This is a genomic window from Mesorhizobium sp. M1295, assembly GCF_040318135.1.
Classification (GTDB): Bacteria; Pseudomonadota; Alphaproteobacteria; order Rhizobiales; family Rhizobiaceae; genus Mesorhizobium.
This window is the reverse complement of record NZ_JAMYLU010000026.1, coordinates 1-13,376: the sequence shown is the minus strand read 5'-3', so window position 1 is coordinate 13,376 and position 13,376 is coordinate 1. Positions and strand designations below refer to the sequence as shown.

17 protein-coding genes are annotated in these 13,376 nt (G+C 62.9%); 15 read left to right on the top strand and 2 right to left on the bottom strand.

All coding sequences use genetic code 11. The features are described from left to right. The first annotated feature begins 137 nt into the window (after positions 1-137). The 6 genes from NKH29_RS27205 (at position 138) to NKH29_RS27180 (ending at position 5,878) form a co-directional block, all read left to right on the top strand. On the top strand, positions 138-1,235 hold the full coding sequence (locus tag NKH29_RS27205; RefSeq protein WP_352792012.1) for a Gfo/Idh/MocA family protein: 1,098 nt from the start codon (positions 138-140) through the stop codon (positions 1,233-1,235). Between the two features lie 11 nt (positions 1,236-1,246). Further along, on the top strand, positions 1,247-1,906 hold the full coding sequence (locus NKH29_RS27200; RefSeq protein ID WP_352792013.1) for a ThuA domain-containing protein: 660 nt from the start codon (positions 1,247-1,249) through the stop codon (positions 1,904-1,906). A gap of 154 nt (positions 1,907-2,060) precedes the next feature. After that, positions 2,061-3,260, top strand: coding sequence for a mannonate dehydratase (gene uxuA, locus NKH29_RS27195; protein WP_352547408.1), 1,200 nt, complete (start codon positions 2,061-2,063; stop codon positions 3,258-3,260). Beyond that, complete coding sequence (locus NKH29_RS27190) at positions 3,257-4,171, top strand: PfkB family carbohydrate kinase (protein WP_352482857.1); 915 nt, start codon at positions 3,257-3,259, stop codon at positions 4,169-4,171. Before uxuA ends, NKH29_RS27190 begins: the two co-directional genes overlap by 4 nt. Before the next feature lie 93 nt (positions 4,172-4,264). Next, entirely contained in the window at positions 4,265-5,047 is a 783-nt protein-coding gene (locus NKH29_RS27185) for an SDR family NAD(P)-dependent oxidoreductase (RefSeq protein WP_023716570.1), read from the top strand. Between the two features lie 69 nt (positions 5,048-5,116). Next, on the top strand, positions 5,117-5,878 hold the full coding sequence (locus NKH29_RS27180) for a GntR family transcriptional regulator (protein WP_352547413.1): 762 nt from the start codon (positions 5,117-5,119) through the stop codon (positions 5,876-5,878). A 182-nt stretch (positions 5,879-6,060) separates the two neighbouring features. On the opposite strand, the gene NKH29_RS27175 is transcribed toward NKH29_RS27180, so the two are convergent. Together NKH29_RS27175 and NKH29_RS27170 are read right to left on the bottom strand one after the other, a co-directional pair. Then, positions 6,061-6,189, bottom strand: a complete 129-nt coding sequence (locus NKH29_RS27175) for a hypothetical protein (RefSeq protein ID WP_280940403.1) — start codon at positions 6,187-6,189, stop codon at positions 6,061-6,063. A gap of 6 nt (positions 6,190-6,195) precedes the next feature. Beyond that, positions 6,196-6,408 carry a DUF2934 domain-containing protein gene (locus tag NKH29_RS27170; RefSeq protein ID WP_352482854.1) on the bottom strand — a complete coding sequence of 71 codons (213 nt, stop codon included), beginning with the start codon at positions 6,406-6,408 and terminating at the stop codon, positions 6,196-6,198. Between the two features lie 218 nt (positions 6,409-6,626). On the opposite strand from NKH29_RS27170, the gene NKH29_RS27165 reads away from it, so the two are divergent. The 9 genes from NKH29_RS27165 to NKH29_RS27125 all read left to right on the top strand — a co-directional run bounded on the left by NKH29_RS27165 (position 6,627) and on the right by NKH29_RS27125 (position 13,041). Next, entirely contained in the window at positions 6,627-7,025 is a 399-nt protein-coding gene (locus NKH29_RS27165; RefSeq protein WP_352482853.1) for a hypothetical protein, read from the top strand. Beyond that, a complete protein-coding gene (locus NKH29_RS27160; RefSeq protein WP_352482851.1) occupies positions 7,022-8,242 on the top strand; it encodes an NRAMP family divalent metal transporter in 1,221 nt (406 codons plus the stop codon). Before NKH29_RS27165 ends, NKH29_RS27160 begins: the two co-directional genes overlap by 4 nt. Continuing rightward, positions 8,242-8,604 carry a hypothetical protein gene (locus NKH29_RS27155; protein ID WP_023716576.1) on the top strand — a complete coding sequence of 121 codons (363 nt, stop codon included), beginning with the start codon at positions 8,242-8,244 and terminating at the stop codon, positions 8,602-8,604. Before NKH29_RS27160 ends, NKH29_RS27155 begins: the two co-directional genes overlap by 1 nt. Further along, the gene (locus tag NKH29_RS27150; protein ID WP_023716577.1) at positions 8,604-8,942 is read left to right on the top strand and encodes a hypothetical protein; all 339 of its coding nucleotides are present in this window, start codon (positions 8,604-8,606) and stop codon (positions 8,940-8,942) included. The genes NKH29_RS27155 and NKH29_RS27150 overlap by 1 nt, the downstream gene beginning before the upstream one ends. Before the next feature lie 36 nt (positions 8,943-8,978). Then, a complete protein-coding gene (locus tag NKH29_RS27145) occupies positions 8,979-10,265 on the top strand; it encodes an SDR family oxidoreductase (protein WP_023716578.1) in 1,287 nt (428 codons plus the stop codon). After that, complete coding sequence (locus tag NKH29_RS27140) at positions 10,265-10,738, top strand: DUF2269 family protein (RefSeq protein ID WP_023716579.1); 474 nt, start codon at positions 10,265-10,267, stop codon at positions 10,736-10,738. Before NKH29_RS27145 ends, NKH29_RS27140 begins: the two co-directional genes overlap by 1 nt. Positions 10,739-11,009: 271 nt before the next feature. Next, positions 11,010-11,738, top strand: a complete 729-nt coding sequence (locus tag NKH29_RS27135; RefSeq protein WP_245278485.1) for a hypothetical protein — start codon at positions 11,010-11,012, stop codon at positions 11,736-11,738. After that, the gene (locus NKH29_RS27130) at positions 11,735-12,130 is read left to right on the top strand and encodes a phage holin family protein (RefSeq protein ID WP_352590405.1); all 396 of its coding nucleotides are present in this window, start codon (positions 11,735-11,737) and stop codon (positions 12,128-12,130) included. The genes NKH29_RS27135 and NKH29_RS27130 overlap by 4 nt, the downstream gene beginning before the upstream one ends. Beyond that, on the top strand, positions 12,127-13,041 hold the full coding sequence (locus NKH29_RS27125) for a hypothetical protein (protein WP_353001014.1): 915 nt from the start codon (positions 12,127-12,129) through the stop codon (positions 13,039-13,041). Before NKH29_RS27130 ends, NKH29_RS27125 begins: the two co-directional genes overlap by 4 nt. Positions 13,042-13,376: the final 335 nt, after the last annotated feature.

Below are 13,376 nucleotides of genomic sequence, written 5' to 3'. Positions count from 1 at the left end.
GGCGCGCGATTGTGATCGGGCCGCGGTTCTGAGGCTCTCGAGGTAAATCCTTTTCACGGGACAACATCGCCTGGCCGAAAAGGGGGTGACAAACGAGTTCTGCTGTTTCATCAATGCCGCCTTTTGAGGAGAAGCCCATGCGGAGGATCGGTGTCGGCATCATTGGCTGCGGCAACATTTCAGACGCCTATCTGAAGGCGTCGCCACAATTCCCGGTGCTCGACATTGTCGGCGTCACCGACATCAACCGGACGGCAGCTGAGGCCAAGGCAGCGGCCTACGGCCTGGCTGCCATGCCGATCGAGGCGCTGTTAGCCGATCCCCGCGTCGAGATCGTGCTCAACCTGACCACGCCGCAGCATCACGTGCCGGTCGGTTTGCAGGCTGTCGGGCAAGGCAAGCACGTCTACTCCGAGAAGCCGCTAGCAACGACGCTCAGCGACGCGGAGCGGCTCGTCGCGGCCGCACGCGAAAAGGGCGTGCGTATCGGCTGCGCACCCGACACCTTTCTTGGCGGCTCCCACCAGACGGCGCGGCGGCTGGTCGATGAGGACACCGTTGGAAGCATTGTCGCCGGCTCTGCCTTCATGCAGGTGCCCGGCCACGAGCTCTGGCATCCCAATCCAGATTTCTACTATCAGCCCGGCGGTGGGCCGATGCTCGACATGGGACCTTACTATCTGACCTGCCTGGTCAATCTCCTAGGCCCGGTAAAGTCGGTGACCGGGCAGGCGAAGTCATCCTATGCCACTCGTACCATCGGTTCTGGACCGCGCCAGGGCGAAACCATCCAGGTCGAGGTGCCGACCCATATTTCCGGCCTGCTCGCATTCGAGAACGGGGCGGCGGTTTCGATCACCACCAGCTTCGACGTCTGGAAGCATGAACACAATCACATCGAACTCTACGGAACCACGGGCTCGATGATCGTCTCCGATCCTAATCAGTTCCAGGGCGACATCAGGACCAGCCAGCGCAAGGGCGACTGGAAGGTGGCCGATCAGATCCATTCCTATGGCGACGGCAATTACCGGGGCCTCGGCCTTGCCGACATGGCGCAGGCGATCGTCTCCGGCAGGCAACACCGCGCCAGTCTCGAGCTTTCCCTCCATGTCCTGGAAATCATGGAATCGATCATCTCTTCAGCAGAGATAGGGCAGCGTATCGACCTCAGATATGGCTGCGCCCGGCCGGCGCCGATGCGCGCCGACCTGCCTTTCGGAATTCTGGAATAGGGAATAATGCGATGAGCAAGACGGCATTGATTTTCTGGGGCGGCTGGGAAGGTCACACCCCGGCCCGAAGCGCCGAAATCGTCAAGGAGATGCTGGCCGGCAACGGCTTCGACGTGCAGCTGGAACAGGGGACTTCGGCGCTTGCCGATCCGCAGTTGGGCAAGCTCGATCTCATTGTCCCGGTGATCACCATGTCGACGATCGAAAAGCCGGAGCTGCAAAACCTGACCAGCGCCGTCGGGGCCGGCACCGGCCTTGCGGGCTTTCACGGCACGATGTGCGACAGCTTCCGCAACGAGCCGGAATACCAGTTCATGACCGGCGGCCAGTGGGTCGCCCATCCCGGCAACATCATCGACTATCACGTCGATATCACCAGGCCAGACGATCCGATCGTGCAAGGCATCGATAGTTTCGCCTACCGTTCTGAGCAGTATTACATGCATGTCGATCCGACCAACGCGGTGCTGGCGACAACGACGTTTACCGGCGAGCATCTCGACTTCATCGCCGGCGTCGTCATGCCGGTCGTCTGGAAGCGCCGCTACGGCAAGGGCCGCGTCTTCTACAGCGCGCTCGGCCACACCGCCGATGAGTTCGCCGTGCCGCAAATGCGCACGATGTTCGAACGCGGCGCGATTTGGGCCAGCCGAAACGCGGACCTTGCGTAGCCGTTCGATCTGAACGCCACATCTCGTTGCAGTCTTTTCGAGGAGCAAAGCCGCCCCGACGGTACGCTGGGGTTACCGAACTGCAATCGATTGACTGCCATGGTAGCATCCAATACACCGGCGGTCATCGGGGAATTCCGTAGCTGGAGGTCGAATGGAGCAGACGTGGCGATGGTTTGGCCCGGGCGATGCGGCAACGCTTGCCCATGCCAGGCAGGCCGGCGCGACCGGCATCGTGACGGCACTGCACGACATCCCTTACGGCGAAGTCTGGCCGATCGACGCCATCAGGCAGCGTCAGGCGCTGATCGAGGCGGATCCGGCGATGGGGCTCAAATGGAGCGTCGTCGAGAGTGTGCCCGTGCACGAGGACATCAAGCTCGGCCGCGGCGATCTTGACCGGCTCTACGACAATTTCAGGCAGACCTTGCGCAATCTCGGCGCCTGCGGTGTGCGCACGGTCTGCTACAACTTCATGCTGATCCTCGACTGGACCCGCACAGACCTGGCTGCGCCGCTGCCGGGCGGCGGACGGGCGCTCCGCATGAACATGCATGAGCTTGCCGCATTCGATTGCTACATGCTGCAGCGCAAGGGATCGGAGCGCGACTATGCGTCCGATGTTCTCCAGCGGGCAAGCGAATGGTTCGAGACGACGCCGGACACGGCAAAAGAGCGTCTGCTCGCCAACATCATGGCCGGCCTGCCGGGCGCCTTCAAGCGCTACGATATAATGGAATTGCGCGAAGTGGTGGCCGAGCAGTCGAGCCTGTCGCATGAGCGGCTGCGCGAGAACCTCGTCTGTTTTCTCGAAAACGTGCTGCAGGCGGCCGAAGAGGCGGGCGTCACGCTGGCGATCCACCCGGACGATCCGCCGCGCGATCTCGTCGGCCTGTGCCGGATCGTCAAGAACGCCGACGACATTGCCTTTATCCTGGATGCCGTGCCATCGGCCCATAGCGGCCTTACTTTGTGCACAGGGTCGCTGGGCGCCAATCCGGCCAATGACCTGCCTGCCATCGCCAGGCGCTTTGCGCATAGGGTCAAGTTCGTGCATCTGCGCAATGTCAGCAAGGACCCGGACGGCTCGTTCATGGAATCCGAGCATCTGAACGGCGATGTCGACATGGTTTCGGTGGTCTCGGTCTTGCTCGACGAGCAGCAACGCCGTCGCGACGCCGGTGAACCGGCGGCGCTGCTGCCGTTTCGCCCGGATCATGGCCACGAGCTGATCGATGACGCCGCGCGGCACACCCATCCCGGCTACCCCGTGATCGGCCGTCTTCGCGGCCTTGCCGAACTGAGAGGCGTGATGACGGCGATTGCCCATCAGCGCGGCTACCGGCTGCAATGACGGCGCCCCGCCTGCTTTGTGTCGGCGCGCTCACCTACGACACGATCTTGCGCCTCGATGTCCTGCCCTCCGGCGCCGGCAAGTTCCTGCCAAGCGAGGCCGTGCAGATCGCGGCCGGCATGGCGGCCAGCGCCGCCGCGTCGGCCAGCCGCCAGGGCGGACAGGTCTGGCTATGGGCAAGCGTCGGCGACGATGCCGTCGGCCGCGATGTCATTGGCCAGATGGAGGCGGAGCGGGTCGACTGTTCGCTGGTGCGCAGGGTCGAGGGCGGCCGCTCGGCCATTGCTACGATCCTGGTCGACGCCGCCGGCGAACGTATGATCGTGCCCTTCTACGATGCCGTCACGCAAGCCGATCCGGACCGCCTTCCACCCGCGGATTTTTCCCAGTTCGACGCCGTGCTGGTCGATGTCCGCTGGCCCGGAGCCGCCGCCCTGGCGCTGGCGAAAGCTCGTGAATACGGCATTCCGGCGGTCCTTGACGCAGATGTCGCGTCGCGACCGGTGCTCGACCGGCTGCTGCCGATCGCCTCGCATGTCGTTGCTTCGCTGCCGGCGGCACGCATCCTTTGCGGTCCGGAGATATCCGCCGGTTCTGCCGTTGCTATCCTCGGCGAACGGACCGGCGCCTTCGTGGCCGTCACCGATGGGGCGAACGGCACCGCGTTCCAGCACCCGGGTGGCAATGATGTCCGTCACCTGCCGTCGCCGCGGGTCGAAGCCGTCGACACCCTGGCGGCAGGCGACGTGTTTCACGGCACCTTCGCCCTCGGTCTGGCCGAAGGTTGGGACGAAGAGCGGGCCATAGCAGTGGCCAGCGCCGCCGCCGCTCTGAAATGCCTGCGCTTTGGCGGACGTCTTGGCGCACCGACGCGCGCGGAAACGCTGGCTTTCCTACAAGGATCTGCATGATGCCGAACACGCTTGGGCCGGCTCGTGGGAAAAGAGCACGTCAAGTGGCGATCGACTACCATGGTAGTCGATCGGCAACTCTTGGGAGGATAAATGGCTGAATTCAGAAAACGCGCGCTGGTTACCGGCGCGGCCATGGGCATCGGCCGTGCCGTCGCCGAAAGGCTGGCCGAGCAAGGCGTCGACCTGATCCTGTTCGACCGGGCGGGCGATCAGCTAGACGAGGTCGCGACGCAGCTTTCAGCGCGCGGCGTGACCGTGCACACCGTGCTTGGCTCGACCGCCAACGCCGAGGCCTGCGGCCGCGCCGTCGAGCTTGCCCGGTCCGCGTTCGGCGGGCTCGACATGCTTTCCCACAATGCCGGCATCCAGCGTTACGGAACGGTGGAGACCACAGACGAGGCGCTTTGGGACGAGGTGATGAACGTCAACCTCAAGGCTGCCTACCTGCTGTCGCGTGCGGCGATGCCGCTGCTGCGCCAAAGCCGCGGTGCCATCGTCCATATGAGCTCGGTGCAGGGCCTGGCCAGCCAGGAAGGGGTTCTGGCCTACAGCACGGCCAAGCACGGCCTGATCGGCCTCGTCAAATCGATGGCCGTCGACTACGCCCCCCTCGGCGTGCGCGTCAATGCCGTTGCTCCGGGCGCCGTCGACACGCCGATGCTGCGGGATGCGGTCAAGCTCAACGACAACCCCGACGAGATACTGCGCATCCTCGACAACATGCATCCGCTCGGCCGCACCGCCCGGCCGCAGGAGATTGCCGCCGTCGTTGCCTTCCTGCTGTCCGACGACGCTTCCTTCGTCACCGGCGAGGTCGTGCGCGTCGATGGCGGCCTGCTGGCGCGCATCGGCGGTTCTCCGCGCAAGGAATAACGCCGGCGCGGCTGCTCGCAGGCATTTCATGAACGGCTTGAAACTGCAGAGCCTATAAGGGGATCGCCGATGGCAGGGCTTTTGGGAATGCGGACCCTCACCGAGGGGCGGCTGGGCGAAACCGGCCCCGGCGCTTCAGTTGCGGCCAGGACGTTCGAGGTCCTGCTCGACCAGATCCTGACCTTCCGCCTGAAGCCGCACGAACTGATTTCTGAAAAGGCGATGTCGGAAGCCCTCGGCGTGAGTCGCACACCTGTTAGGGAGGCGCTCGCCCGGCTGGCCGGTCTTGGCTTGATCGACATCTATCCGCAGCGCGGCAGCATGGTGGCGCCGCTCCGGATCGCCGATCTCGAGAAATCGCAGTTCCTGCGCGAATCGATCGAAGTCGGCCTGATCAATCGTGCGGTCGAGAGCCCGCGCCGTGCCGACCTGCTTGCCGTGCTCAAAGGCGAACTGGCTGTCCAAGAGACGTTCGCCTCCATTGCGGACGACAGGCGCTTCTTCAAGTCGGACGAGCTGTTCCACCAGCACATCGCCAGCCATGCCGGGTTTCCCGGAATCTGGGCCGACATCAGCGCGGCGAAGCTGCACATGGACCGCTTCCGCTTTCTGTCTTTCCCGCGCCTCGACAGCATGTCGGTGGTCCTCGGCCAGCATCGGCGGATTGTCGATGCGCTCGAGCAGGCCGACGCGCTTGCGGCAGAAGAAGCAATGCGAACGCATCTTCGCCGTATCTTCGAGGTGCTCGAAATCGTCCAGCAGCGCTATCCCTATTATTTCGAGGCAAACGGCAGCGTGAGCCCGCTGTCAGCCGGCTCAATCCAAGCCTGAGCCTTTCTTGCGCGCTTCCGAAGGCGTCTTGGTCTTGCTGCCGGATTTGTCGGAAGCTGGCTCGGCTTTGCGATTTTGACCCTCGCCGCCTTGCTCCTTGCGGAGCTGCTTTTCCACTGTCGATCGCGATCCTTCGGCAGGGTCCTGTTCAGGATGAGTATCGGTTCCCGCCATGTCAGCTCCTATCCATTCTGATCTATTGCATGCGGCGTGGGCTGAGCTCCGCCACTGGTTCTGTCGCGTCCGATCATCAGCCAGGCGGCGAACAGCACGACCAGTACGACCACGATCCAGGCGACGAGACGAGGCATTGGACCTCACTTCCCCCGCCGCTTGCTGCCGCGCGCCTCTGGATTGGAGCCGGCCCCGACCGTTGGATCGGGCACGACCGGACCGCGTTCGGCCTCGGAACCCTCAGCTTCGATCTCCTGCACGGCCTGATCCCAATGCTCGCGCTCGCGTCCTTGCGGACGGCCTTCGCGATCCCAGATCTCATGGGCTCGCTGCCTGATACGCTCTTCCCTGTCCATGGCCTTTGCCTCCTCGTCACCTAATCCGGCGATCGCTGGTTTGTTCCGCGCTGCCAGCGCCGTTCATCCGGTTCAGTTGACGTGATTACCGGGCGCTCTAGATCAAACTTCACGCCGAAGTCGCTTGGTGCGGGGAGAACAATCGTGTGGCAGCAACGCTACAAGCACGTATTGTAAATGCCGTTACAGCCGTCGGTCTTCGACCAGACCGCCTGTGCTTGCTGCTGATAATATCTGTACTGACGGCATGCACGCCTTCCGACCAGGTCGAGCAGCAGTCGAAAATCGCGGCTTCCGCCACACAGACCGCATCGCTGGTCCTGGAGGCTTGGGTCGCTGGGGCAGCCCCTTCGAAATACACGTCGCGCACGTTGCAATCGGTCGGCAAGGCGCTCGCCGATGCCGGTGCGCAAATCCAGTCCGCCAAGTCGCCTGAGCCCAGCGAGCAAGCCGGTCTGACGACGGCGGTCGGACGGCTTTCGGCGGCGGTGACACGCGCAGCGACCGCAGTGCAGGACGGCAACCGCTCGGACGTGGAACACGCGCAGCAAGACCTTCGGGCCGCCGCCGCCGATCTGAGCGCGTCCTACGCCAGATATTTCGCGCCGAAACCATGAAGAAGCTGCTCGAAATATCGCTTGGCGTCGTCACCAGCGTTGGCGGCTTTCTCGAGGTCGGATCGATGGCGACCGCCGCTCAGGCCGGCGCGGCGTTCAAATTCCAGCTGATCTGGGCCGTCGTTCTGGGCGTGATCTGCATCATCTTCCTGGTCGAGATGGCCGGCCGCTTCGCCGCCGTAAGTCATCACACCATAGCCGACGGGATCCGGGAACGGTTTGGCTTCAACGCCTTTCTGTGGCCCTTGCTTGCGACTTTGCTGGTCAACTTCCTGGTCATGGCAGCCGAAATCGGCGGTGTTGCCATTGCGCTCGAGCTCGCCACCGGCATCGGCTTTCAGTGGTGGGCGCTGCCGGTCGCTTTTCTGGCATGGCTGTTCCTTTGGAAAGGCACGTTCGGATTCATCGAAAAAGGCGTCGCGGTCCTCGGGCTGGTCACGCTGTGCTTCGTGGTTGGCGCCGTCATGCTGAAGCCCGATTGGGGGCAGGTTGCGGCCGGTGCCGTGCCCACTCTGCCCGAGCACGACGCGGCCAATTACTGGTTCATGGCGGTCAGCATTCTTGGTGCGTCGATCTCGCCCTATTTGTTCATGTTCTATTCGTCGGGAGCGATCGAGGACCAATGGGACAAGAGCTATCTCGGAGCCAATCGGGCCATTGCCGGCTTGGGCATGTGTTTTGGCGGCACAATCGCTATCGGTGTGTTGATCGTGGCAGCGCTGGTGCTGGCAGCGCACGGCATTGAGCAGATCGATGACTACCACCAACTGCCGCTGATGCTGATTCCGATCTTCGGTTTCTGGGGGTTCGTCCTGTTCGTTGCTTCACTAGGCATAGCTTGCTTCGGTGCCGCGCTCGAAATCGGGCTGCAGCAAGCGTACCTTGTGGCGCAGGGTTTCGGCTGGACCTGGGGCGAGGACCTGAAACCGCGCGACGATCCCGGCTTCAGCACCGTCTATACGATCTCGTTGTTTCTCGCCGCCATTCCGATCGCATTGGGTCTCGATCCGCTGAAGCTCACCATCTTTTCCATGGCTCTGACGGCCGCCAGCCTGCCGCTGACCGTGGTTCCGTTCCTCTTCCTGCTGAACGACGAGCGTTATGTCGGCGAGCACCGCAATGGCCTGATCGCGAATGCCGCGGTCATCTTCATCATAGCGCTCGGTTTCGTGCTCGCAGTCGTGACTATTCCTTTGCAGATATTCGGAGGCACTTGATGGATTTGCTGCGCGACATCCTGGACAAGCAAGTGGTCGACCGCGAGCAGGTCAAGATCGGCAAGGTGGACGGGCTGGTGGCCGAACTCAGGCCAGGCAAGCCGCCAAAAATTATTGCGGTCGAGCTCGGTTCGATCACGCTGGCGCGCCGGCTTGGCGAGCGGCCCGGGCGCTGGATGGCGCGGCTTGCGGCAAGGCTCGGCGGCAGGCGCCATGCCGAGCCGCACCGCATCGCATGGAACAAGGTGCGCGACATCGGCGTCGACATCGAGTTCGATATCGACGTCCGCGAAACGGCGATTTTCGACTGGCAGGACTGGCTGCGCGATCATGTCATTGGGCGTATCCCGGGAGCTGGATGATGGCCACCGTCAATCTTGAGCAATTGGCTGGCAGGAATGTGCTTTCGCAGCGCGGCAAAAGCATCGGCCATATCGAGGAGATACGCGCCGAACCGGATGGCGATGACCTCGTGGTTACCGAGTACCATGTCGGCATCTACGCGGCATTCGAGCGCCTGTCCGCTTCGGCCATCGGCATTGCGGTCCTCGACGTCTTTCGAATGCGCAGTCGCGACAGCATGTACCGCATTCCCTGGGACAAGCTCGACATCTCCGACCCGGCGCGGCCGCGGTTGTTATGCACGGAGGAAGAACTTTCCGCTATGAAGGGGAGTATCGAGGGCGATAAGCGGGAATGAACGATACTGTCCCGCCGTCGGAGAATGGGGTCCAGTGTGAAAGTTCTGGTTGCCGGCGCCACCGGCCTGATCGGTGCCTCGGTCGTCGCACGCCTTCTTTCCGAAGGGCATGAGGTGATCGGCTTGGTCCGCAGCCCCGGCGCAAACCGGGCCGGCAATTATCAGTTGCTGGTGCTGGACATGGCGGTGGCGCTGCAGCCCGAAGACTGGTTGCCGCATCTCACGGGCATCGACGCCGTCGTCAATTGTGCCGGCGTTCTGCAGGACAGCCCCCGTGAAAAGACGCGGGAAGTCCATCGCGATGCGGCGGCAGCACTCTTCCTCGCCTGTGCGAGGGCAGGGGTTGCCCGGGTGATCCACTTCTCGGCGATAGGCGTCGATCGGGCGCAGCCTTCGACGTTCTCGGCGACGAAACTGGCCGGCGACCAAGCGCTAATGGCGCTTGATCTGAACTGGGTGATCCTGCGCCCGTCCGTGGTGCTCGGGCGGCCGGTGTTTGGAGCCAGCGCATTGTTTCGGGGTCTCGCCTCGCTGCCGGTGCTGCCGTCCATGCCCGACACCGGCGGGCTCCAGGTGGTACAACTCGACGACGTTGTCTCAACCGTCGTCTTCCTTCTCGCTCCCGCCAGTCCGTCTCGCGTCGTGCTGGAACTTGTCGGTCCCGAACAGCTGACTATGGACGAGGTCGTCGGCAGCTATCGCCGATGGCTCGGTTGGGCTCCGGCAGTTAGCTTTGTCTTGCCGGCGGCTGTTGCAAGGCTTCTCTACCGCCTCGGCGACCTTGCCGCGATGTTCGGCTGGCGCCCACCGATGCGCACCAACGCGGCCAGGGAGATCGCCCGAGGGGCGGTTGGAGATCCCTCCAACTGGGCCGCCTTGACCGGCATACGGCCGCAAACCCTGGCGGGTTTCCTCGCGCTCAATCCGGCAACGGTGCAGGAAAAATGGTTTGCCCGGCTGTATTTCATCAAGCCTGCGATCTTCGTCGTCTTGCCCTTCTTCTGGATCGTGACGGGTATTGTGTCGCTGACCACCGGCTATAACGGTGGCATCGATCTGATGCAAAGCACTGGGGCTGGCATCTTATCGGCGCCTACCGTGATCGTCGGCGCTCTGGCCGACATCGCCATTGGCGCGCTCATAGCTTGGCGGTCGACGACGCGAAAAGGCCTCTATGGCGGCATCGCGCTCTCGCTCCTCTACTTAGCCGTCGGAAGTTTCCTGCGCCCGGAGCTGTGGAACGAACCGCTTGGGCCGTTCCTCAAAGTGTTGCCGATCCTGGTGCTGCACTTTGTAGCCTTGGCAGTGCTGGAGGAGCGTTGATGCACTATTTCCTGCTGAAATTTCTGCATGTCATCGGCGCGGCCGTGCTGCTTGGCACCGGCGCCGGCATCGCGTTCTTCATGCTGCTCGCCCACAGGACGGGCAATACGGCAACGGTTGCGGCGGTGGCGCGCATGGTTGTCGTAGCCGACTTTCTTTTCACAGCGACGGCCGTCGTCGCGCAGCCGCTGACGGGCGCTGCGCTCGCCTGGCAGGCAGGCTACTCGCTGTCGGAGGGCTGGATCGTGCTTTCGATCGCGCTCTATGTCTTCACCGGAATGTTCTGGCTCCCGGTCGTCTGGATGCAGATGGAGATGCGCAAGCTGGCCTCGCAAGCCGCCGCTGCAGGCGCGCCGTTGCCGCCACGCTATCATCGGCTCTTCTGGCTGTGGTTCGCCTTCGGCGTCCCCGCCTTCGCTGCCGTACTCGGAATTTTCTGGCTGATGATCGCGCGGCCAGCAATCGAGTGGTAGGTCGCAGGCAGGTCCCACTGCGATAATGCGCAGTCAAGGCACTGCGGAAAAATTCCGGCCCATGCAGCACGAATATCTGCTGGAAAGGAACTGCGCCTCGACCCGTAAGTCGCACCGGAGTCCGGTCCCGTATCATTCCCAACCGCGCGCTCACCGCCATCGGCACAGGACAAGATCCCGTCTTGAGGCGGGTTAGGCTTCGCTTACCAAAAAAGATGACGTCCGAGGGAACACGGGAAGCACAGGCAAGTTCGGTGCGCAGTGGAGGAGATTGCGCCATGAACAGTGTTATTTATCTCATCGGCCTCGTCGTCGTCGTGCTTGCGATCCTCTCCTTCCTCGGATTCCACTAGGAGACACCATGCAGGACCAGGACGATCAGGGCCGTCAGCCGGCCGATTTCGAGACAGCCAGAAGCGAGCTTTCGGAAAGACTACAACGGGAAAAGCAGACCGCGACGGAAGCGCTCCACGATGCGCGTGACGAGATCACCAGGAAAGCCGGAGATTACGCATCGGAAGCAAAGCAAGCATTGTTCAACAAGGCGGAGGGAACGCAGCGCGACGTGAGCGCCAACCTCAAGGCCTTCAGCGGCGCATTGCGCGCGGCAAGCGAGCATCTTGCCAACAATGATCAACGGACCGCTTCGAAATTCGCCCTTGACGCCGCAGGCGGGCTCGAGCGGCTTTCCTCGTCCCTGAAGGATAAACCGTTCGACGAGGTGCTTGGCGAAATTCAGTCGTTCGGCCGCGAAAACTCGGGCGCGCTGATCGCCGGTTCGGTATTGGCAGGCCTGGCGTTGGGACGGTTCATCAAGAGCTCGCCACCCTCTGCCCAAACCGGAGCACCGGGCCAGTCGGAAACAGGCCGGGCGCCCGAGACGGGTCCTCGCTCGAATGAGTTCGGATGGCAATCGGCAGAGGCAGTTGAGCCGGCCCCGCTAGGATCCGATCAGTCCGGCGATGACTGGGCCAATGCAAGCCTGGAGCGAAACCCATGACTGACAATCAGGACACTCGCAGCCTGACAACCCTTGTCAGCGATCTGGCACAGCAGGTCACAACACTGCTTCAAACCGAAAGCAGGCTGTTGCGGGCTGAAATGTCGGAAAAGGTAAGCAAGGTCGGCGCCGGCGCCGTGGAGGTAATGGGAGGCGTCATTTGCCTGCTTGCCGCCCTGATGGTGCTTTTGCAGGCGCTGGTGATTGCCTTGGCGAGCGCCGGCCTGGGAGCCGGATGGTCCTCGCTGCTCGTCGGCGTCGTGGTGGCAGTACTGGGCGTCATACTCTTGCGCTCGGGCAAGGCAAGCATGGCTCCCTCCGAGTTGACCCCCGACCGGACACAAGACCAACTTAAACGCGACGCACGCGTGATCAAGGAACAGATAAGATGACCGAGAAATCCGCAGCCGAGTTGGAACGCGATGCTGATATTGCGCGCGCCAGAGTGGCAGATACCGCAGACACGATCCGCAGCAAGATGACACCGGGCCAACTGATCGACGAATTCACCGGGATGTTCAGCGGCGAGGGATCCGCCATGCTCAGCAATCTTAAGACTCAGGTCAGGGACAATCCGTTGCCGCTTACATTGGTCGGCGCGGGCCTAGCCTGGCTGATGCTTGGCAAGGGCACGTCGGTAGACAGTTCAGCACTTGATGCCTATTCGACCGGCAGGGAGCCTGACGGCACCCGAAACTTCTCTGACCAGAGGGGCTTGGGCGGGGCCTGGCAGGACTCACGCGGCGATGAGTACGGTGCCGAGGGCGAAGGTTCCGCCGGCTCCATGCTCTCCGATGCCGCTCGTTCGGTTGCGTCCGTGGCAGGCGGTGCGACTGAGGCTGTGGCAGACGTTGCGAGCGGCGCCAAAGAAAGATTGAGAAGCACAGCCGGGCACGTCGGCTCGGCCGCCGCCGATATGACGGGGCGGGTGCGGCAGTCGGCGCAGGACCTGTTCCAGCGCGAACCTCTGGCAATGGCCGCGGTGGGCCTTGCCGTGGGCACAGCCATCGGCGTGATGCTGCCTCACACCGCCGCGGAAGACGCGCAACTCGGCCCTTACCGCGACAAGCTTCGTGACAGTGCCGAAGAAGTCTTTGAAGAAGGCGTGGAGCAAGCCAAGCAGGTTGCCGCCGAAGCATATGAGACTGTAAAGGAAGAGGCTGACCGACAGGGTTCCAGCGGCGACGCCGAGACGTTGGTCGACCGCGTCGAGAAAGTCGTGAAAAAGACGGCAAGCAAAACCGAGGAAGCCATTCGCGATCGTTTGCCGGAGACCGACGAGTCTCCCAAATCGACGTCATAGCGCTGCCCGGTCGTTCCTGGTGATTTCGACCGCGGGTCGCCTTGCGGTGGGAACATCGAAGTCGGCCAGGAGTCCGCAACCTTCCGCAGACAAATGGGATCGCGGCGTTCAAGCCATCAGAACCGGGGCGCTCCGATCCGTTCGGATTCTTAGCTCTGAATCCGTTCGGTTCTTCGGGCTCCAAGGAAGCGTGTCTGGCCGACGCGTGGCGCGCGGTCCTTAGCAGCACTTCCGATCCCAGAAAAAACAACCACATGGGGTAATCGCGGGAGCGACGCGCCCTGGAACCGATCATAGCCTTGGAGGGTGGCTGTTCCCCGATAAGATGAAATACG

What these genes read in the sequence shown, in the direction of transcription:
- NKH29_RS27140 (WP_023716579.1), top strand. Translation starts at nt 10,265, where the DNA reads ATGCACTATTTCCTGCTGAAATTTCTGCATGTCATCGGCGCGGCCGTG.
- NKH29_RS27160 (WP_352482851.1), top strand. Translation starts at nt 7,022, where the DNA reads ATGAAGAAGCTGCTCGAAATATCGCTTGGCGTCGTCACCAGCGTTGGC.
- NKH29_RS27200 (WP_352792013.1), top strand. Translation starts at nt 1,247, where the DNA reads ATGAGCAAGACGGCATTGATTTTCTGGGGCGGCTGGGAAGGTCACACC.
- NKH29_RS27185 (WP_023716570.1), top strand. Translation starts at nt 4,265, where the DNA reads ATGGCTGAATTCAGAAAACGCGCGCTGGTTACCGGCGCGGCCATGGGC.
- NKH29_RS27155 (WP_023716576.1), top strand. Translation starts at nt 8,242, where the DNA reads ATGGATTTGCTGCGCGACATCCTGGACAAGCAAGTGGTCGACCGCGAG.
- NKH29_RS27150 (WP_023716577.1), top strand. Translation starts at nt 8,604, where the DNA reads ATGGCCACCGTCAATCTTGAGCAATTGGCTGGCAGGAATGTGCTTTCG.
- NKH29_RS27175 (WP_280940403.1), bottom strand. Translation starts at nt 6,189, where the DNA reads ATGCCTCGTCTCGTCGCCTGGATCGTGGTCGTACTGGTCGTGCTGTTC.
- NKH29_RS27125 (WP_353001014.1), top strand. Translation starts at nt 12,127, where the DNA reads ATGACCGAGAAATCCGCAGCCGAGTTGGAACGCGATGCTGATATTGCG.
- NKH29_RS27190 (WP_352482857.1), top strand. Translation starts at nt 3,257, where the DNA reads ATGACGGCGCCCCGCCTGCTTTGTGTCGGCGCGCTCACCTACGACACG.
- NKH29_RS27170 (WP_352482854.1), bottom strand. Translation starts at nt 6,408, where the DNA reads ATGGACAGGGAAGAGCGTATCAGGCAGCGAGCCCATGAGATCTGGGAT.
- NKH29_RS27130 (WP_352590405.1), top strand. Translation starts at nt 11,735, where the DNA reads ATGACTGACAATCAGGACACTCGCAGCCTGACAACCCTTGTCAGCGAT.
- NKH29_RS27180 (WP_352547413.1), top strand. Translation starts at nt 5,117, where the DNA reads ATGGCAGGGCTTTTGGGAATGCGGACCCTCACCGAGGGGCGGCTGGGC.
- NKH29_RS27205 (WP_352792012.1), top strand. Translation starts at nt 138, where the DNA reads ATGCGGAGGATCGGTGTCGGCATCATTGGCTGCGGCAACATTTCAGAC.
- uxuA (WP_352547408.1), top strand. Translation starts at nt 2,061, where the DNA reads ATGGAGCAGACGTGGCGATGGTTTGGCCCGGGCGATGCGGCAACGCTT.